The organism is Stenotrophomonas sp. 116085_Sma (genome assembly GCF_056479585.1).
In genome coordinates, this window is record NZ_CM151057.1 from 3799675 (window position 1) to 3816655 (window position 16981).

Genomic DNA, 16981 nt, shown 5'->3' on the forward strand with positions numbered 1-16981 from the left:
CAGTTCCAGCCCGTCCTCTCACGCACCGTTAACGTCGTGGCTAACATCGCGCCCGCCTGCCCCGTCACGCCGCCCAGCGGGGCGGTGTTCGACAGCAGTCCACAGACTGCCCGACCGGAACCGGGCCGACCAGAGGCAGGCACGACAAACGTGGGCACGAGCGGCCGTGCTGGCCGCCCTGCCCGGCCGCCTCAGCGATCCTGGGCGGTAAAGGTGAAGTTGAGCGTGCGCGCGAATACCGACTCAAAGCCGCGATACGGCAGCGGCTGCGCGTTGAGCACAGCGGCCTCGATCGAACGCTTGCCGGCCTCGTCGTACGGGCAGTTCGGGCTGACCTTGGCCTGCATCACCGTGCCACCCGGAATCTGGGTAATGGTGATCTGGCAGCGCTGGCCCAGCGGCACCGTATCCGGGCGCACCCACTGCGACAGTACCTTGGCCTGGATCGCGGCTGCGTACTTGGCCGAAAGATCGTCGCTGTTGCCTCCACCACCGGCGGCCGGCTGGGACGCACCGCTGGCACCGGCGGCGGCACTGCCGGCAGCGTTGCGCGCGGCGGCCACCTGGCGCAGCTTCTGTTCGGCCAGCTTGGCTTCCTTCTCGGCCTGCTCGCGGCGGGCACGGATCTCGGCGATCTTCTTCTGCTTCTCGGCCTCGGCCTTGTCAGCGGCCACGCGCTCCTGCTCGGCCTGCTTCTTCTTCTCGTCCGCTTCCTGCTGCTTTGCCAGGCGCAGCTTCTGCTCCGCTTCTTCCTGGCGCTTGCGTTCGGTCAGGTCGATCTGCTCCTGGCGGCGCTTGGCTTCCTGCTCCTGCTTGGCCTTCTCCTGCGAGATGGCCAGCGCGCTCACCGCTTCCTGGTCCTTGGTGTCCGGCTGCGCGACGCGCTCCTGCGCCTGTTGCTGCTGCGGCGTGGGGGCGTCCTGCGGGCGCGGCTCGGGGATCGGCTGCGGCGGCGGAATGGTGTCTTCCGGCACCGGGACCGGCTCGGCCACCGGCGGCGGCAGGTCTTCCAGCTTTTCCGACTGCCGCAGGGCCTGGCGCGCAGCGGAGGCCTCGGACGCAGACAGCGCCAGGCTGGCCTCGACCGACGGATCACCGGCGGCGGCGTCGGTGTTGCGCTCGGGCGACCAGAACCAGGCCACGATGAAGACCAGCGCGACCAGCAGGTGCACCAGCAACGCCAGCGCCAGGGGCAGGCCCCAGCCGGGTTCGCGCTGCTGCGGGGGTGGCAGGGCGTCAGCGTGCATCGGTGGCCAGGCCTACCTTGTCTACCTTGGCGCGCTTGATCACATCCATCGCGGCGATGACCTTTTCATAGGCCACGGCACGGTCGGCGGCGACGATCACGCGCACGCCCTTGTCCTGGGCGGCGATGCCGGCCAGGCGGCCTTCCAGTTCCTCGGCCGACACGGCAGTCGGTTCCTTGGCATCGGGCAGCTTCAGGCTGAGCTGGCCGTCCTGGCGCACCGAGACGATCACCGGGTCCTGCTTGCTTTCCAGCGCCTTGGCGTTGGACTGCGGCAGGTCGACGTCGAAGCTCAGCGTGAGCAGCGGCGCAGTGACCATGAAGATGATCAGCAGCACCAGCATGACGTCGATGTAGGGAACGACGTTGATTTCCGATTTCAGCTTGCGGCGCTTGCGGCGACCGATGGCAGCGGACATGGCTTGGACTCCCGGGTCAGGCGCTTACTCGTCGCCAGCGCTCTGGCGCTGCAGGATGGAGCTGAACTCTTCGGCAAAGGTCTCGAACCGCACCGACATGCGCTCAACGCGGGTGGTGAAGCGGTTGTAGGCCCACACTGCCGGGATGGCCACGAACAGGCCGATGGCGGTGGCGAACAGCGCTTCGGAGATGCCCGGGGCAACGGCGGCGATGCCGGCCTGCGCACCGCTGCTGATCATGTCGTGCATGGTCACCATGATGCCGAACACGGTGCCGACCAGGCCTACGTACGGCGCGGTCGAGCCGATGTTGGCCAGCAGCTCCAGGTTACGCTCGAGCTGGTCCACTTCGCGGGTGTAGGTGGTGCGCATGGCACGCTGTGCGCCTTCCAGCTGCGCGCGGCCGTCCAGCCGGCGCTTGTCGCGCAGGCGGGTGTATTCGCGGAAACCGGCTTCGAAGATCGCTTCCAGGCCACCGACATTGCGGCTGCGGTCGGTGGCCGAGCTGTACAGCTTGCCCAGGTCGGCGCCGGACCAGAAGCGGTTCTCGAACTCGTCGGCTTCACGGGTGGCCTGCTTGAACACGCGGGCCTTGCGGAAAATGATCACCCAGCTGACGAACGAGCCGACCAGCAGCAGCAGCACGATGATCTTCACCGGCAGGCTGGCCTTGGCCATCAGCTCGAGGTAGTTGATGCCGCCGCCGGTGGTGGCCTGGGCAAGGGTCTGGGTCGCGGCGTTGCTGACATCGGCCGGCAGTGCCTCGGTGACCGTGGCCTGCAGGGCCAGGAGCGTTGCGATCATCCGTTGTTCCTCAAAGTTCGGATTCGGGGTGGAGGTGGGGTTGCAGCATGGCAAGGACGGCCTCGTCCATGCCACGCGGGCGGAAACTGGCCGCTTCCAGTGCGGCGATGCGGACCTGGGCCGACAGCAGCAGTTCGCCATCGCGCAGGATCTGCTGCTCGAAGACCATGCTGGCCTTCTTCAGCTGGACCAGGCGGGCGCTCACCTGCAGGGTGTCATCCAGCCGTGCCGGCCTGATGAAATCCATCTGCATCGAACGCACCGCGAAGATCATGCCGTGCTCGATGCGCATGCGCTCCTGGCCGTAGCCCAGCGCGCGCATCCATTCCGTCCGGGCCCGTTCCATGAAGGCCACGTACCGGGCGTGGTAGACCACGCCACCGGCATCGGTATCTTCCCAGTAAATGCGTGTCGGCCAACTGAATCGCGGCTCAACCGACATCGGGAACCTCGGCGAACAGGTCCTGCGGCGGGTTCTTGGGTTTCAGGCCCATGTGCCGGTAGGCCTTGTGCGTGGCCATGCGGCCACGCGCAGTGCGCACCAGGAAGCCCTGCTGGATCAGGTAGGGCTCGACCACGTCTTCCAGCGTGCCGCGCTCTTCGGACAGCGCCGCAGCCAGCGATTCGATGCCGACCGGGCCACCGTCGAAGTAGTCCACCATCGTTTTCAGCAGGCGCCGGTCAAGCTCGTCGAAGCCTTCCGGGTCGACCTTGAGCATCTTCATCGCGGCCTGGGCCACCGGCTCATCGATGTGGCCACCTGCCTTGACCTGCGCGTAGTCGCGCACGCGTCGCAGCAGGCGGTTGGCGATACGCGGGGTACCCCGCGCGCGGCGCGCGATCTCCCCTGCCCCATCGGCGGTGCAGTCGATGCCGAGGATGCTGGCGGAGCGGCGCACGATACGGGTCAGCTCCTCGACGCTGTAGAACTCCAGGCGCTGGACGATGCCGAAGCGGTCGCGCAGCGGCGCGGTCAGCAGGCCGGCGCGGGTGGTGGCGCCGATCAGGGTGAACGGCGGCAGGTCGATCTTGATCGAGCGCGCCGCGGGGCCCTCGCCGATCATGATGTCGATCTGGAAGTCTTCCATCGCCGGGTACAGCACTTCCTCGACCACCGGCGACAGGCGATGGATCTCGTCGATGAAGAGCACATCGTGTGGCTGCAGGTTGGTCAGCAGCGCGGCCAGGTCGCCGGCCTTCTCGATCACCGGGCCGGAGGTCACCCGCAGGGCCACGCCCAGTTCATTGGCGATGACATGACTGAGGGTGGTCTTGCCCAGGCCCGGCGGCCCGAAGATCAGCACGTGGTCGAGGGCGTCGCCACGCCCCTTGGCCGCCTGGATGTAGATCTCCATCTGCTCGCGCACCGGCACCTGGCCGAGGTAATCGGCAAGGCGCTTGGGGCGGATGCTGGCGTCGGCGGCGTCATCCTCGCGGGTGGCGCCGGCGCCGATGATGCGGTCGTCGGTCATGTGCTGATTATGCGGCAAAAGTACGGGTTTCGGCCGGGCTGCGCCCGGCACCCGCAGAGGCCGAAGCAACGGCAACAGCCGAAGCAAGAGCAGAAGCAGGGTTGCTGAGGGATGGCAGGGTGGGTCCGGCTGCGGGGGGGCCGTAAATACGTCCATGTAGGCTCGGTCGCCGCATCCATGCGGCTCACGCCCCCGCAACCGGACCCACCCCGCCTTCGACAGATTCCCGCGATCTGTCTGGATGGCGTGGCCTGCTCTGCCCGCTCTTGGTGGGTGTCGACCTTGGTCGACACGGTAGATCCACGCCATGCGTGGATGGAACGGTGCAGCCGAGCAATGCCCAGCTGCTGGCGCGGAACACTTCGGGAAGCCCAGCCCCCTTGTTGTTCAAGGGGGCGCGCCGATAGGCGGGGGGATAAGGTGGAATGCGCGCGGGGCCCACGGTTTGCGCAGCAAATCGTGGGACGTAGCGCAGGTGGAGATTAAATCTCTACCTGCGCGCCCAGCTCGACCAAACGGTTGCCTGGAATCCGGAAGAAGCCCGTGGCCGGCGCGGCATTCCGATGCATCAGCGCGAACAGCTTGTCGCGCCAGATCGGCATGCCGCGGTTGGCGGTGGCCACGATGGTCTCGCGGCTGGCGAAGAAGGTGGTGTCCATCGGGTCGAAGTAGATGCCGCCGTGGTCGCACGAGCGCATCAGCGCCAGCGGCACGTCCGGGGTCTCCATGAAGCCGAAGCGCACGTAGACCCGGTAGAACTCGTCGCCCACCGATTCGATCTTCAGCCGCTGTCCCTCCGGCGCGTACGGCACCGGCAGCGTCACCACGTGCAGGAACACGTTGCGCTCGTGCAGCACCTTGTTGTGCTTGAGGTTGTGCATCAGCGCGTGCGGGGCCACGGTCGGGTCGGCGGTGAGGAACACGGCGGTGCCCGGCACGCGTACCGGCGGTGCCAGCATCAGGCCCGGCAGGAAGGTATCCAGGCGGATGCCGTCCTTGCGGATCTCATCGCGCAGCAGTTCGCGGCCACGGCGCCAGGTGCGCATCATGGTGAACAGGAAGATGCCCAGCACCACCGGGAACCAGGCGCCCTGCAGCAGCTTGGCGCCGTTGGCGATGACGAAGCCGAGGTCGATGATGAAGAACACCACGCACAGCGGCAGCAGCCAGGCGCGCGCCTTCGGCCACAGCGAGCGGGCGACCAGGGCCAGCAGCAGGGTATCGATCAGCATGGTGGCCGACACCGAGATGCCGTAGGCCACGGCCAGGTTGGACGAGCTGCGGAAGGCCAGCACCAGGCCGATCACCATCACCGCGATACCCCAGTTGATCCCCGGGATGTAGATCTGGCCGATGGTGTCGTGCGAGGTGTGCTTGATGCGCATGCGCGGGATGTAGCCCAGCTGCATGGCCTGGCGCGAGACCGAGAACGCGCCGGTGATGACCGACTGCGAGGCGATCACCGCCGCCATCGTGGCCAGGATGATCATCGGGTACAGCGCCCACGACGGCACGGCCTCGAAGAACGGGTTCTTCAGCGCCTCGGGATGGTTGAGCACCAGCGCGCCCTGCCCCAGGTAGTTCAACACCAGGCACGGCAGCACGAAGAAGTACCAGGCGTGGCGGATCGGCTTGGCGCCGAAATGGCCCATGTCGGCGTACAGCGCTTCGCCGCCGGTCACTGCCAGCACCACCGCACCGAGGATGAAGATGCCGTGCCAGCTGTGCTCCATGAAGAAGCGGATCGCCCACCACGGGTTGAAGGCTTTCAGCACTTCCGGCGCGTCGACGATGTTGTAGATGCCGATCGCCGCCAGCGAAATGAACCAGACCGAGGTGATCGGGCCGAACGCCTTGCCGATCTTCTCCGTACCGAAGCGCTGCGCGGCGAACACCATCAGCAGCACCACCACGGTGATCGGCACGATGAACGCATGCAGGCCGGGGGCCGCCACCTCCAGGCCTTCGACCGCGCCCAGCACTGAAATGGCCGGGGTGATCACGCCGTCGCCGAAGAACAGCGAGGCGCCGAAGATGCCCAGGATGCCCACCACATAGGCCGAGCGCGACCCGTTGCGCAGCGTGCGCTGGGTCAGCGCCATCAGCGCCATGATGCCGCCCTCGCCGTCATTGTCGGCGCGCATGATGATGGTCACGTACTTCAGCGTAACCACGATGTTCAGCGCCCAGAACGCCAGCGACAGCACGCCCAGCACGGTGTCGTGGTCGCTGTTGAGCCCATAGTGCGGCGAGAACGCCTCCTTCAGGGTGTACAGCGGGCTGGTACCGATATCGCCGAAGACCACGCCGATCGCACCGATGATCAGCGCCATGCCTCCGGCTGGAGGAGCGTGACCGTGGCCGCCGGGGGCAGCTGCGTGCGGGGTTTGACTGCTGGACATGGGACTCCTGGCGAAGCTCAGGCGGTTCGTTGAAGGAAAGGAAGGCGGATCAGCGCAGCGCCGACTGCAGCGCCTTGCGGATCACGGTGGCCACTTCGTCGCCTTCATTGAAGGCGTCCCGGGCCATGCGGGCGGCTTCAGCCGGCTTGTAGCCCAGCTGCTGCAGCGCCACGGTGGCATCGGACAGCGGGTCGGCCGGGGCCGGGCCACTGCCGGTGGGCAGCGCGCCGCCGGCACCGAACTGGGCGGCGCGGTCACGCAGCTCCAGCACCATGCGCTCGGCGGTCTTCTTGCCGATGCCCGGAATGCGGGTCAGCGCGGTGATGTCGCCGGCCTGGACCATGCGCGCGAATTCCTCGACGGTGACGCCTGACAGCACGGCCAGCGCGATCTTCGCGCCGATGCCGCTGACCTTCTGCACGTCGCGGAAGAGGCGCCGCTCGCCCTCGCGCAGGAAGCCGTACAGCGAGACGCTGTCTTCCTTCTGTGCGTAATGGGTGTACAGGGTGACCTCGCGGCCGAGCTCGGGCAGGTCATAGAAGGTGCTCATCGGCGCCTCCAGCTCGTAGCCCACTCCGTTCACGTCCACCACCAGCCACGGCGGCGCCTTGTAGGCGACGATGCCGCGCAGTCGACCGATCATTGCGTGCAGCTCCTCATTTGCGGCCCCACGCCTGGCGGGCACTGAGCCCCAGGCGGTTGGCCGTCGCCCTTACGTGGGCATGGGTGATCGCCACCGCCAACGCGTCGGCCGCGTCGGCCTGCAGCTTGGTTTTCAGGTTGAGCATGAGCCCGACCATGTGTTGAACCTGTTGCTTTTCGGCGCCACCGCGGCCGACCACCGCCAGCTTGATCTCGCTGGCCGCATATTCGTGCACCGGCAGGTCGCGCAGCACCACGGCCGAGATCGCCGCGCCACGGGCCTGGCCCAGCTTCAGCGCTGAATCGGGGTTGCGGGCCATGAACACGCGTTCGATGGCCACTTCCTGTGGCTCGTATTCGCGGCACAGGTCGGCCAGGCCCAGCACCAGCAGCTTCATGCGCTGCGGGAAGTCGTCGGCGCCCAGCAGCACCAGCGGCTGGTGGTGCACGTGGCTGACGCGGCCGGTGGCGTCGACATCGATGATGCCGACCCCGGTCCGCTGTGAACCGGGGTCGATGCCGAGGATGCGGGTCATGCCGCACTCCTGGCGGGGCGGAACGGGATGCGCTGGCAGGCGTATGGGCTCATGACTGTCCGCGGTGACCGTTCAACGGCCCGCGCCCAGGCCGTCGAAGACGGCTCAGGCGTAGGCGTCGGCGCCGAGTTCGGCGTTGGAGTACACGTCCTGCACGTCGTCCAGGTCTTCCAGCATGTCCAGCAGCTTCTTGACCTGCAGGGCAACGTCGCCTTCGACCTTGATGTCGTTGTCGGCGCGGAAGGTGATCTCGGCGTGGTCGGCGACATGGCCCGCAGCGGTCATTGCATCCTTGACCGCGTTGAACGCGTCAGGGCTGGTGACCACATCGATCGAGCCGTCGTCCGGATAGACCACGATGTCATCGGCGCCGGCCTCGATGGCCGCTTCGGTGATGGCTTCCTCGTCGGCACCCGGGGCGAAGCTGAGCACGCCCAGGCGCTTGAACATGAAGGCCACCGAGCCTTCGGTGCCCATGTTGCCGCCGCACTTGCTGAACGCATGGCGGACATCGGCCACGGTGCGCACGCGGTTGTCGGTCAGGCAATCGACGATCACGGCCACGCCACCCGGGGCGTAGCCCTCGTAGCGGATTTCCTCGTAATCGACGCCTTCCAGTTCACCGGTGGCCTTCTTGATGGCGCGCTCGATCACGTCCTTGGACATGTTCACGGCCAAGCCCTTGTCCACCGCCACGCGCAGACGCGGGTTGTTGTTGGGGTCGCCTCCACCGCCGCGCGCGGCAACGCCGATCTCGCGGATGATCTTGGTGAAAATCTTGCCGCGCTTCGCGTCGGACGCGTTCTTGCGGGCTTCGATGGAGGGGCCTCTACCCATGGGTGCTACCGTCTGGCTGCTTCAGGATCAAGGCGCGGATTCTACCTGATCGGGGGCGGCAACCGTGTCTAGGCCCGTATTGTTGTAGAGCCGAGCCAATGCTCGGCTCAATGGGCCCGACGGAATGCAGCCGAGCGTGGGCTCGGCTCTACAGAACGGTCCCACCGCCGGGCCTTACGCGGCGGCCGCGTCGCGGCTGTGGTCGAACTGGCCGTGGCGCAGGAAATGCGCGGTCTGCCGGGCAGCGTCGGGCGACACCACCAGGCCACTATGGCTGGTACGCACCACGCAGTGGTCAGCCAGCCCCGGCAGGCGGGTCTCGGCCAAGGCCACGGTGCCATCGGAGGCGTCGTCCATCGCGCCCAGCAGGCTGCCCAGCCCATGCGGCACTGAGCCGGCGATCAACCCAACCTCGGCCTTGCCCTGCCAGTCCGGCAGGCCATCCAGCAGCAGCTCGCTGCTGCGGCCCAGCGCCAGGCCCCAGCCATGATCGGACAACGAGCGCGCGGTGCCACTGCCGCGCAGCGGCGAGCCCAGGCAGACCACGCGCTGTACCGGCAGCTGCGGATTGCGCCGCAGCGCTTCCAGCGCCAGCAGCCCGCCCAGGCTGTGGCCGACCAGCGACAACGGGCCGGCATCGGCCAGCCGCTCCAGCAGCTGCGGCACGGCCACGTCCGGGCCACCGAACACCGAGGAATAACCAAACGCGTGCACCTGGAAGCCACGCGCGCGCAGGCGCCAGGCCAGCGGCCCGACCCAGGCGCGGGCATTCCAGATGCCATGCAGCAGCAATACGGGGGGAGTCATGCAAACAGCCTGGCAGTCAGCGGGGCAGGAACGTACGGTGATTGAACACGCGCGCGCAGCAAGCGGCGGTGAACATCAGGCCGCGCGCGGTGCGCGGCGCAGGATGAATTCGAGATCGTTCGTGTCGCCCACCGGGAACAGGTATTCGCCGGCCTTCTCGAAACCGTAGCGGGCGTAGAAGCGCTGTGCGCCGAAGTTTTCCGACCACACGCCCAGCCACAGGGTGCGCGGGCCTTCGTGTTCCAGCCAGGCCAGTGCGGTTTCCAGCAGGCGGCTGCCCCAGCCACAGCTCTGCTGGGTCTTGATCAGGTACAGGCGCTTGAGCTCGCCGTCACCGGGCTTCACGTCCGGGTGCGGCAGGCCACAGGGACCGGCGGCGGCATGGCCGACCGCCTCCCCGTCCAGCTCGAGCAGCCACACCGCGTAATCCGGGTGGGCCAGGATCACGCGCTGGCGCTCGACCGTATAGGCCTCCTCAAGGAAGGCCTGGAGGTCCTGCGGCGGATACAGATGGCCGAAGGTTTCGGTGAACGTGCGGGCCGCCAGCGCCGACAGGGTCGGCGCGTCGTCCACAGTGGCGCGGCGGATCGAATACATGCAGGAAGTTGACGTCAGGGCGAAGGGCGGGTCAAGCCTTTTCAGGCGATTCCGCTTCTTCTTCCTCGTCCTCTTCCTCGTATTCCTCTTCGTCCTCGTCCTCGTCCTCTTCTTCCTCGCCTTCCTCGTCCTCGTCGTACTCTTCCTCTTCGTCGTCCTCGTAATCCTCGACGCCGAAGTCTTCACCGTCCCAACGGCCTTCGCCGTCGGCGACGAAGGTCAGGGCCATCGCCGCCGGGTTGGTACCCACACGAACCAGCCACCCCCCGAACACGCGTGCACGCTCGGTGACCAGATTGGCCTCGGCGCCTTCATTGCCCAGCTTTTCCCACTCCAGCGAAAACGCGAACTCGGTCATTGCCTGGATCTCCTGATCAGTTGGTCTTGGGGCGAACCTGGATGTGCACTTCGGCCAGCTGCGCGTCGACGATCGGCGACGGCGCGTCGGTCATCAGATCCTGTGCACCGGTGGTCTTCGGGAACGGGATCACGTCGCGGATCGACTCGGTGCCGGCCATCAACGCGGCGATGCGGTCGATACCGAAGGCGATGCCACCGTGCGGCGGCGCGCCGTAGTTCAGCGCGTCGAGCAGGAAGCCGAACTTGGCACGGGCCTCCTCGGCACCGATGCCGAGCAGCTCGAACACCGCGCTCTGCATGTCCGGACGGTGGATACGGATCGAACCGCCGCCGATTTCATTGCCGTTGAGCACCATGTCGTAGCCGCGCGAAACGGCGGTACGGGCGTTGGCGCGCAGGTCGGCAATGTCGTCCACGGCCGGTGCGGTGAAGGGGTGGTGCAGGGCGACGTAACGCTGTTCTTCCTCGTCCCACTCGAACATCGGGAAGTCGGTGACCCACAGCGGCGCCCAGCCCTCGGCGACCAGGCCGAAGTCTTTGCCGGCCTTCAGGCGCAGGGCGCCCATGAAGTCGGAGACCTTGTTGTAGCCACCGGCGCCGAAGAACACGATGTCACCGTTGCCGGCACCGACGTGGGCGACCAGCGCGGCGAAGGACGCTTCGCTGAAGAACTTCTGGATCGGCGAGCTGACTTCGCCGTTGTCGGCGATCTTGATGTAGGCCAGGCCCTTGGCGCCGTACTTGGCGGCATGCGCGGCGTATTCGTCGATCTGCTTGCGCGACAGCGACGCACCGCCCGGGATGCGCAACGCAGCCACGCGGCCCTCGGCATCATTGGCCGGGCCGGTGAACACCGGGAACTCGCTGTCCTTGACCAGTTCAGCCACGTCCACCAGTTCCAGCGCGATGCGCAGGTCCGGCTTGTCCGAACCGTAGCGACGCATCGCCTCGGCCCAGGTCATGCGCGGGAAGCTGGCATCCAGCTGCACGTCCACCACTTCCTTGAAGATGGCGCGGATCATGTCTTCGACGAAGTCCTGCACGTCGCGCTCGCGGACGAAGGCGAACTCCATGTCCAGCTGGGTGAATTCCAGCTGGCGGTCGGCACGCAGCGCTTCGTCGCGGAAGCAGCGCGCGATCTGGTAGTAGCGGTCGAAGCCGGCCACCATCAGGATCTGCTTGAACAGCTGCGGGCTCTGCGGCAGGGCGTAGAACTCGCCCGGGTGCATGCGCGCCGGCACCAGGAAGTCGCGCGCACCTTCCGGGGTGGCCTTGGTCAGGATCGGGGTTTCGATGTCCTGGAAGCCCTTCTCGTCCAGGTGGCGGCGCAGGGCCTGCACCAGCTTGATGCGGGTGCGCTGCATGCGCTGCATTTCCGGGCGGCGCAGGTCCAGGTAGCGGTACTTCAGGCGGGTTTCCTCGCCCGGGTTCTCGTGGGCGTGGAACGGCAACGGCGCGGCCTTGTTCAGCACGGTGATGGCGGTGGCGATCACTTCCACCTTGCCGGTGCGCATCTTGTCGTTCACCGCGTGGCGGGCGCGCACGACGCCTTCCACCTGCAGCACGTCCTCGTAGCCCAGCGACGCGGCCACGGCGAACACTTCGGCATTGTCGACCTCCACCGTCACCTGCACGATGCCTTCATGATCGCGGAGATCGATGAAGCAGACGCCGCCCTGGTTACGGGCCACGTCGGTCCAGCCGGCGAGGGTGACAGTCTGGCCAATCAGGGTCTCATCGACCAGGCCGCAGAAGTGGGTACGCATGGGGGGAAGCTCCGCTGGAGAACGCCGGCACCGGATGGGGGCCGGAAAGCCTCGTATTCTGCGGCCGAGGCCCCGGCCGGGGCAAATCCGGCCAGTCACACCGGCTTGATCGCCCCCCTCCCTATAGTCGGGCACCTGCCACCGTATGGGATGCCGCCATGAAACCGCTGTCCCTGGCCAGCCTGGCCGTAACCCTCAGCCTGGGTGCCCTGGGCACCCTCACCCTGCCCGCCCCATCCGCCTCTGCGCAGAACGGGGTGATCCGCTGCGAAAGCCAGAGCAACCGCGAACGGGTCTGCAACACCGGCTGGCGCGGCGCGCAGCTGGTCCGCCAGTTGTCTGGCAGCCCCTGCGAGGAAGGCCGCACCTGGGGCAGCCGCAACGGCACCATCTGGGTCACCGGCGGCTGCCGCGCCGAGTTCGTCGAGTCGCGCGGCGGCTGGGGCGGTGGCAATGGCGGCGGCTGGGGTGGCAACAACGGTCGACCCGGCGAGACCATCCGCTGCGAAAGCCAGAACAATCGCGAGCGCAGCTGCCCGGTCGGCTGGCGCAATGCCCGCCTGGTCCGCCAGTTGTCCGGCAGTCCTTGCGAGGAGGGCCGTACCTGGGGTGTGCGCAACGGCGCGGTGTGGGTCAGCAATGGCTGCCGCGCCGAATTCGCCGAGGCCCGCGGCTGGGGCGGTGGTGGTGGCGGCTGGGGCGGTGGCAACAGCAACTATTCCGTCACCTGCAGCAGCAACAACAACCGTTCGCAGACCTGCGACTGGGATGATCGCCAGGGCCGGCCAGTGCTGCAGCAGCAGCTGTCCGGCAGCGCCTGCCAGGAAGGCCGCAGCTGGGGCTACTCGCGCGGCCAGGTGTGGGTGAGCAACGGCTGCCGCGCGCGCTTCGGTACGCGCTGAGTTGCGGGGGCGGATCCCTGGCCAGCGGCCAGGGCTCTTACCCCGGCCAGGCATCCCGCATCCACGCATGGCGTGGGTCTACTGGCGGTCTTTCCGGGGTCGGAGCCCTCCGCAGGAGGGATCCGACCCCGCGATCACGGTGCGGGCGCTTTGTCGTCGCCCCACGGCGGTGGCGGCAGTTCGACCGGCTTGCTCAGGTCGAACTGCACGCGGAAGCGGCGGCCCTCCGGGCGGGTCAGCTCGTAGACGAACGTCTGGTCGGGATCGATCTCCATCGCCCAGGTGTTGTGCGTGGAAGCCAGCATGTCGGCCCGGCGGAACATCGCCACCGAATCGGCATCGGCCGGGAACTGCTGGCGTTCGGCAGTTCCTGGCGGCGTGCTGTCGCCACCGTACAGGGTGATTGCGTCGGGGCTGCCGTCTTCGTGGCGATGGTCGTGTTTCAGGCGCAGCCCGTTCGGCGTGCGGGTCAGCACCCAGGTCCGCGAGTGGTCATCACCGACATGGAACGGGATGCGCAGCTCATGCGCCGGATCGGCGCAGCCGCGCACATGCATCACCAGGCGCTGCCCGGCGAACGGGTCCTTGCCGGTTGGTGCCGGCGTGTCCTCCACCACCTTGCCTGCGTAGGCCTGGCCGCAATGTGCGGCGATGGCGGCCATGAACGCATCGGCCGGTGCGGTCGCCAGGTCATGGGCGACCGTATCGGAGCGCTGCGTGCACGCAGCGAGGCTGAGCAGGAGGGCGGCGGTAGTGGCAACGGCAATCGGTCTCATGCCCCCAACCCTAACGGCCATGGCCGATGGGCGCAAACCGCGCGCCGCGCCTGCTCAACGTTCGGCGGGCGGTGCTGCCGGCACCGCTTCGGTCGCCGCGACCGGTGCTGCTTCGCCCTCGCCCGCCGGCTCCTGCTCCACCGGGTCGACATCGAACGGGGTGCGGAACACCAGCGACGGCAGCAGCGTAGTCAATGCCGCATACAACAGCAGCGCACCAAACAGCACGGCCGGAATCTGGAAGCGCTCGCGCATGATCGCTGCCAGCACCAGGGTGAAGATCAGCGTCGGTGCCAGCGCCAACGAGACCCGCAGGCTGCTGCGGAAGCTTTCGCCGAACATCACCCGGCGCTGCAGCCAGACCACGCCGATGCGCAGCGGCAGCACCACCAGGGTGATCATGATGCCCAGCCCCAGCGCCTCGAAGCTGAGTGCTTCACTGGGCACCTTGGTGCCAGCATTGAAGAAGTAGAACGGCACGAAGAACGACGCGAACAGGCGCAACGCGTGCAGGTTCTCGTGCGAGGCCAGCAGCGGCATGCGCTGGTGCAGCAGGCGCGCGACCAGCCCGGCGATGAACGCGCCGACCAGGTAATACACGCCCAGCAGGTAGGTGATGTAGGCCGCCACCATGCCCACCATCACCAGCAGCGAGAATTCCGAGCCGGGCGCGTGCGGCGCCACCCAGCGTCCCAGCGCGATGAACAGCAGCGGCAGGCCGACCATCATCGCCAACAGGGCCAGGCTGGACAGCGCCATGTGGCCCGGGTCACCAGCCTGCAGCACGATGAACAACGCCGCCAGCGCCAGCAGTTCGCCGGCAATGGCCTTGCTGGTCACCCAGAACCGCTCGTCTTCGCTCAGGCCCAGCCGCGACAACGAATCCATGATGAAACCGGTGGAGGGCGTCAGCAGCGCCAGCGCCAACAGGCCCGCGGCCTGCCACGGCAGCCCTGCGTAACGCCAGGCCAGCCAGCCAACGCCGAACAACGTCGCACTGCGGATCACCAGGTGCGCCAGCAGTGGCCACATGCCACGACGCAGCGCCTGCAGGTCCACTTCCAGGCCGGCGAACAGGAACAGCGAGGAAATACCCAGCGTGGCCAGCAGGCCGATCACCGCATCGTGGGCCTGGTCGCCCAGCCAGAGCATGCCGATGATGCCGAACAGCAGGCAGGTCAGTGGTGCGGGCAGGCTGAAGCGCTGCAGCGCGCGCGGGATCACCAGCAGCGCGAAGATCAGCAGCAGGTAGATCAACTCATGGCTCATCGGGGGTCTTCCGTGGGGTTCGAACGCGCGCAGGATGCGCGCGCCGAACCGATCCGGCAAGCCACGATTGAATGACCCCGGTTACCTCATCCAATCAGTCGATCGGCGATCCGGCCCACCTGGGCCAGCACCAGGGCACGCTGCTCGTTGCTGATCGCGCCGGCCTGCAGATAGGCCGTCAGTACCCACGGTGCGCCGCCCGCGCGCGGCCACAACACGGCGATGTCGTTGCGCGCGTCCTCGCCATTGCTGCCAGTCTTGTCGCCCACCCGCCAGCGCTTGCCCAGGCCCGCCCGCAGGCAGGCATCGCCGGTTTCATTGTCGATCAACCAGTCGGCCAGCTGCTGGCGCGATGCCGGCTGCAGCACTTTCCCCAGCACCACGCGCTGCAGCGAACCAGCCATCGCCGCCGGCGTGGTGGTGTCGCGCGGGTCACCTTCGGCGAAGCTGTTCATTTCCGGCTCCAGCCGGTCGCTGCGGCTGACCGCATCGCCGCTGGCACGCAGGAACGCGGTGACCGCTGGCGGCCCGCCGACCACACCGAACAACAGGTTGGCAGCCGTGTTGTCGCTGGTGATGACCGTGGCCCGGCACAGGTCGCGCACGGTCATGTCCTTGCCGACGTGGCGCCGGGTCATCGGTGCGTGCGAGAGCAGGTCGGCCTCGCGCACCGGCACGCGCCGGTCGAGCAGCGCGGGTGCGCGCTCGGCCTGGCTGAGCACGGTCGCGGCCAGCATGCTCTTGAAGGTGCTGCACATCGGGAAACGCTCGTCCTGGCGATGGCCGACGCGGCGACCGCTGGCGGAATCGAGCAGGGTCACCCCCAGACGGCCGGCGCAGGCCTTCTCCAGTGCGGCGAAATCAGTGGCGGCACTAATGGCGGCATCGGCCGGGGCGGCGGCGGTCGTGGCGCCCACCGCACGTGCCAGCAACGGCAGGGCAAGCGAGGAAGCAACAGCGGCACCACTGAACTGCAGGAATCGGCGACGGGCGAGCATGCGGGGTTCTCCTGGGGACCGTTCGATTATTGGCGTCGCCCACCAGGGCGACCAGCGCAAAAAATCAGCGCAAGCCATTAGCTGAACTCATACCTGTCGCATTCAACCCCTTAATTTTCCGAAATCACCCATTGCCACGCTAGGATCATCCATCACTCCAGCTCACGACTGCGCCATGCTGCACCCGACCCTGCCGCTGAACGCCCTGCGCGCCTTCGAGGCCGCCGCGCGCCACCAGAATTTCACCCGTGCCGCGCTGGAGCTGTGCGTCAGCCAGGCCGCGCTGAGCCACCAGATCCGCGGCCTGGAGGACCGGCTCGGCATCCGCCTGTTCCATCGCCTGCCGCGCGGCGTGGCCCTGACCGATGAGGGTGCCGCGCTGTACCCGGTGCTCAGCGAATCGTTCGAGCGCATTTCGGCCAGCATCGCGCGTTACACCGGTGGACCTGCGCGTGAGGTGCTGACCCTGGGCGTGGTCGGCACTTTCGCCACTGGCTGGCTGCTACCACGACTGGCTGCGTTCGAGAGCGCGCATCCAGACATCGAGCTGCGCCTGCAGACCCACAACAACCGTATCGATCTGGCGGGAGAAGGGCTGGACCTGGCGATCCGCTTCGGTGATGGCGACTGGCAGGGCCAGCACTGCACGGCGATCCTCGACGCGCCCTTCGCACCGCTGTGTGCGCCGGCGCTGGCGCGGCGCCTGAAGCAACCGCGTGACCTGGGCACGCTGCCACTGCTGCGCTCCTACCGCAGCGACGAGTGGCCGCGCTGGTTGCAGGCGGCCGGGGTCAGCGGCGTGGAAGCGCGCGGGCCGGTATTCGATTCCTCGTTGACGGTCGCGATGGCGGCCGCCGGTGGCGCCGGCGTGGCACTGCTGCCGTTGCGCATGTTCGAGCAGGAACTGGCCGAGGGCCGTTTGTTGCAGCCGTTCGGCACCACGCTGGAGCTGGGCCGCTACTGGCTGACACGGCTGCGCTCGCGCGCCGAACGTGAGCCGGCCAAGCGCTTCCGCGAGTGGCTGCAGGCGCAGTCATGATGTAGAGCCGAGCCCACGCTCGGCTGCTTCATGTCCAATACCGCGCTGCGCGCGCAAGCCGAGCAGGGCTCGGCTCTACAAGAAAGCCAGCCGGCCAGCGGCCGGCACT

Annotated in this window: 18 protein-coding genes; 2 read left to right on the plus strand and 16 right to left on the minus strand. The window is 67.6% G+C overall.

The genetic code is table 11. From position 1 onward, the window contains the following. Positions 1-191: 191 nt before the first annotated feature. From tolA to aspS, 13 genes are all read right to left on the minus strand, one after another. Positions 192-1247, minus strand: coding sequence for a cell envelope integrity protein TolA (tolA, locus tag ACZK0Z_RS17715; protein WP_049428717.1), 1056 nt, complete (start codon positions 1245-1247; stop codon positions 192-194). Beyond that, positions 1237-1665, minus strand: coding sequence for a protein TolR (gene tolR, locus ACZK0Z_RS17720; protein ID WP_005410751.1), 429 nt, complete (start codon positions 1663-1665; stop codon positions 1237-1239). The genes tolA and tolR overlap by 11 nt, the downstream gene beginning before the upstream one ends. A gap of 24 nt (positions 1666-1689) precedes the next feature. After that, complete coding sequence (gene tolQ / locus ACZK0Z_RS17725) at positions 1690-2469, minus strand: protein TolQ (protein ID WP_006438802.1); 780 nt, start codon at positions 2467-2469, stop codon at positions 1690-1692. 10 nt (positions 2470-2479) lie between these two features. Next, the gene (gene ybgC, locus ACZK0Z_RS17730) at positions 2480-2911 is read right to left on the minus strand and encodes a tol-pal system-associated acyl-CoA thioesterase (RefSeq protein ID WP_049428719.1); all 432 of its coding nucleotides are present in this window, start codon (positions 2909-2911) and stop codon (positions 2480-2482) included. Next, a complete protein-coding gene (gene ruvB, locus ACZK0Z_RS17735; protein WP_005410754.1) occupies positions 2901-3941 on the minus strand; it encodes a Holliday junction branch migration DNA helicase RuvB in 1041 nt (346 codons plus the stop codon). The genes ybgC and ruvB overlap by 11 nt, the downstream gene beginning before the upstream one ends. Positions 3942-4423: 482 nt before the next feature. Continuing rightward, the gene (locus ACZK0Z_RS17740) at positions 4424-6274 is read right to left on the minus strand and encodes a potassium transporter Kup (protein ID WP_180848865.1); all 1851 of its coding nucleotides are present in this window, start codon (positions 6272-6274) and stop codon (positions 4424-4426) included. Between the two features lie 118 nt (positions 6275-6392). Further along, on the minus strand, positions 6393-6986 hold the full coding sequence (gene ruvA / locus ACZK0Z_RS17745) for a Holliday junction branch migration protein RuvA (protein WP_010481591.1): 594 nt from the start codon (positions 6984-6986) through the stop codon (positions 6393-6395). Between the two features lie 13 nt (positions 6987-6999). Continuing rightward, a complete protein-coding gene (ruvC, locus tag ACZK0Z_RS17750) occupies positions 7000-7521 on the minus strand; it encodes a crossover junction endodeoxyribonuclease RuvC (RefSeq protein WP_006386268.1) in 522 nt (173 codons plus the stop codon). 105 nt (positions 7522-7626) lie between these two features. After that, on the minus strand, positions 7627-8358 hold the full coding sequence (locus ACZK0Z_RS17755) for a YebC/PmpR family DNA-binding transcriptional regulator (RefSeq protein WP_049429571.1): 732 nt from the start codon (positions 8356-8358) through the stop codon (positions 7627-7629). 174 nt (positions 8359-8532) lie between these two features. Further along, positions 8533-9165 (minus strand): esterase/lipase family protein, encoded by a 633-nt coding sequence (locus ACZK0Z_RS17760; protein WP_043035110.1) that lies wholly within the window; start codon positions 9163-9165, stop codon positions 8533-8535. 75 nt (positions 9166-9240) lie between these two features. Beyond that, positions 9241-9762, minus strand: coding sequence for a GNAT family N-acetyltransferase (locus ACZK0Z_RS17765; RefSeq protein WP_005410760.1), 522 nt, complete (start codon positions 9760-9762; stop codon positions 9241-9243). Positions 9763-9793: 31 nt separating this feature from the next. Continuing rightward, on the minus strand, positions 9794-10120 hold the full coding sequence (locus tag ACZK0Z_RS17770) for a DNA primase (RefSeq protein ID WP_197633027.1): 327 nt from the start codon (positions 10118-10120) through the stop codon (positions 9794-9796). A gap of 16 nt (positions 10121-10136) precedes the next feature. Further along, positions 10137-11888 (minus strand): aspartate--tRNA ligase, encoded by a 1752-nt coding sequence (gene aspS, locus ACZK0Z_RS17775; RefSeq protein ID WP_197619932.1) that lies wholly within the window; start codon positions 11886-11888, stop codon positions 10137-10139. 158 nt (positions 11889-12046) lie between these two features. Here aspS and ACZK0Z_RS17780 point away from each other — a divergent pair, with 158 nt between their 5' ends. Then, a complete protein-coding gene (locus ACZK0Z_RS17780) occupies positions 12047-12790 on the plus strand; it encodes a DUF3011 domain-containing protein (protein ID WP_049429568.1) in 744 nt (247 codons plus the stop codon). A gap of 134 nt (positions 12791-12924) precedes the next feature. Here the strand turns inward: ACZK0Z_RS17780 and ACZK0Z_RS17785 are convergent, their stop codons facing one another. The 3 genes from ACZK0Z_RS17785 to blaL2 all read right to left on the minus strand — a co-directional run bounded on the left by ACZK0Z_RS17785 (position 12925) and on the right by blaL2 (position 15833). Then, complete coding sequence (locus ACZK0Z_RS17785; protein ID WP_197633029.1) at positions 12925-13566, minus strand: hypothetical protein; 642 nt, start codon at positions 13564-13566, stop codon at positions 12925-12927. Positions 13567-13620: 54 nt separating this feature from the next. Next, positions 13621-14835 carry a cation:proton antiporter domain-containing protein gene (locus tag ACZK0Z_RS17790; RefSeq protein ID WP_197633031.1) on the minus strand — a complete coding sequence of 405 codons (1215 nt, stop codon included), beginning with the start codon at positions 14833-14835 and terminating at the stop codon, positions 13621-13623. A gap of 86 nt (positions 14836-14921) precedes the next feature. After that, the gene (gene blaL2 / locus ACZK0Z_RS17795) at positions 14922-15833 is read right to left on the minus strand and encodes a L2 family extended-spectrum class A beta-lactamase (RefSeq protein WP_197633033.1); all 912 of its coding nucleotides are present in this window, start codon (positions 15831-15833) and stop codon (positions 14922-14924) included. Positions 15834-16008: 175 nt separating this feature from the next. Here blaL2 and ampR point away from each other — a divergent pair, with 175 nt between their 5' ends. After that, entirely contained in the window at positions 16009-16872 is an 864-nt protein-coding gene (ampR, locus tag ACZK0Z_RS17800) for a LysR family transcriptional regulator AmpR (protein WP_197633035.1), read from the plus strand. Positions 16873-16981 lie beyond the last annotated feature (109 nt).

Coding starts and splice junctions, on each gene's coding strand:
- tolA (WP_049428717.1), bottom strand. CDS start 1,247: ATGCACGCTGACGCCCTGCCACCCCCGCAGCAGCGCGAACCCGGCTGG.
- tolR (WP_005410751.1), bottom strand. CDS start 1,665: ATGTCCGCTGCCATCGGTCGCCGCAAGCGCCGCAAGCTGAAATCGGAA.
- tolQ (WP_006438802.1), bottom strand. CDS start 2,469: ATGATCGCAACGCTCCTGGCCCTGCAGGCCACGGTCACCGAGGCACTG.
- ybgC (WP_049428719.1), bottom strand. CDS start 2,911: ATGTCGGTTGAGCCGCGATTCAGTTGGCCGACACGCATTTACTGGGAA.
- ruvB (WP_005410754.1), bottom strand. CDS start 3,941: ATGACCGACGACCGCATCATCGGCGCCGGCGCCACCCGCGAGGATGAC.
- ACZK0Z_RS17740 (WP_180848865.1), bottom strand. CDS start 6,274: ATGGCGCTGATCATCGGTGCGATCGGCGTGGTCTTCGGCGATATCGGT.
- ruvA (WP_010481591.1), bottom strand. CDS start 6,986: ATGATCGGTCGACTGCGCGGCATCGTCGCCTACAAGGCGCCGCCGTGG.
- ruvC (WP_006386268.1), bottom strand. CDS start 7,521: ATGACCCGCATCCTCGGCATCGACCCCGGTTCACAGCGGACCGGGGTC.
- ACZK0Z_RS17755 (WP_049429571.1), bottom strand. CDS start 8,358: ATGGGTAGAGGCCCCTCCATCGAAGCCCGCAAGAACGCGTCCGACGCG.
- ACZK0Z_RS17760 (WP_043035110.1), bottom strand. CDS start 9,165: ATGACTCCCCCCGTATTGCTGCTGCATGGCATCTGGAATGCCCGCGCC.
- ACZK0Z_RS17765 (WP_005410760.1), bottom strand. CDS start 9,762: ATGTATTCGATCCGCCGCGCCACTGTGGACGACGCGCCGACCCTGTCG.
- ACZK0Z_RS17770 (WP_197633027.1), bottom strand. CDS start 10,120: ATGACCGAGTTCGCGTTTTCGCTGGAGTGGGAAAAGCTGGGCAATGAA.
- aspS (WP_197619932.1), bottom strand. CDS start 11,888: ATGCGTACCCACTTCTGCGGCCTGGTCGATGAGACCCTGATTGGCCAG.
- ACZK0Z_RS17780 (WP_049429568.1), top strand. CDS start 12,047: ATGAAACCGCTGTCCCTGGCCAGCCTGGCCGTAACCCTCAGCCTGGGT.
- ACZK0Z_RS17785 (WP_197633029.1), bottom strand. CDS start 13,566: ATGAGACCGATTGCCGTTGCCACTACCGCCGCCCTCCTGCTCAGCCTC.
- ACZK0Z_RS17790 (WP_197633031.1), bottom strand. CDS start 14,835: ATGAGCCATGAGTTGATCTACCTGCTGCTGATCTTCGCGCTGCTGGTG.
- blaL2 (WP_197633033.1), bottom strand. CDS start 15,833: ATGCTCGCCCGTCGCCGATTCCTGCAGTTCAGTGGTGCCGCTGTTGCT.
- ampR (WP_197633035.1), top strand. CDS start 16,009: ATGCTGCACCCGACCCTGCCGCTGAACGCCCTGCGCGCCTTCGAGGCC.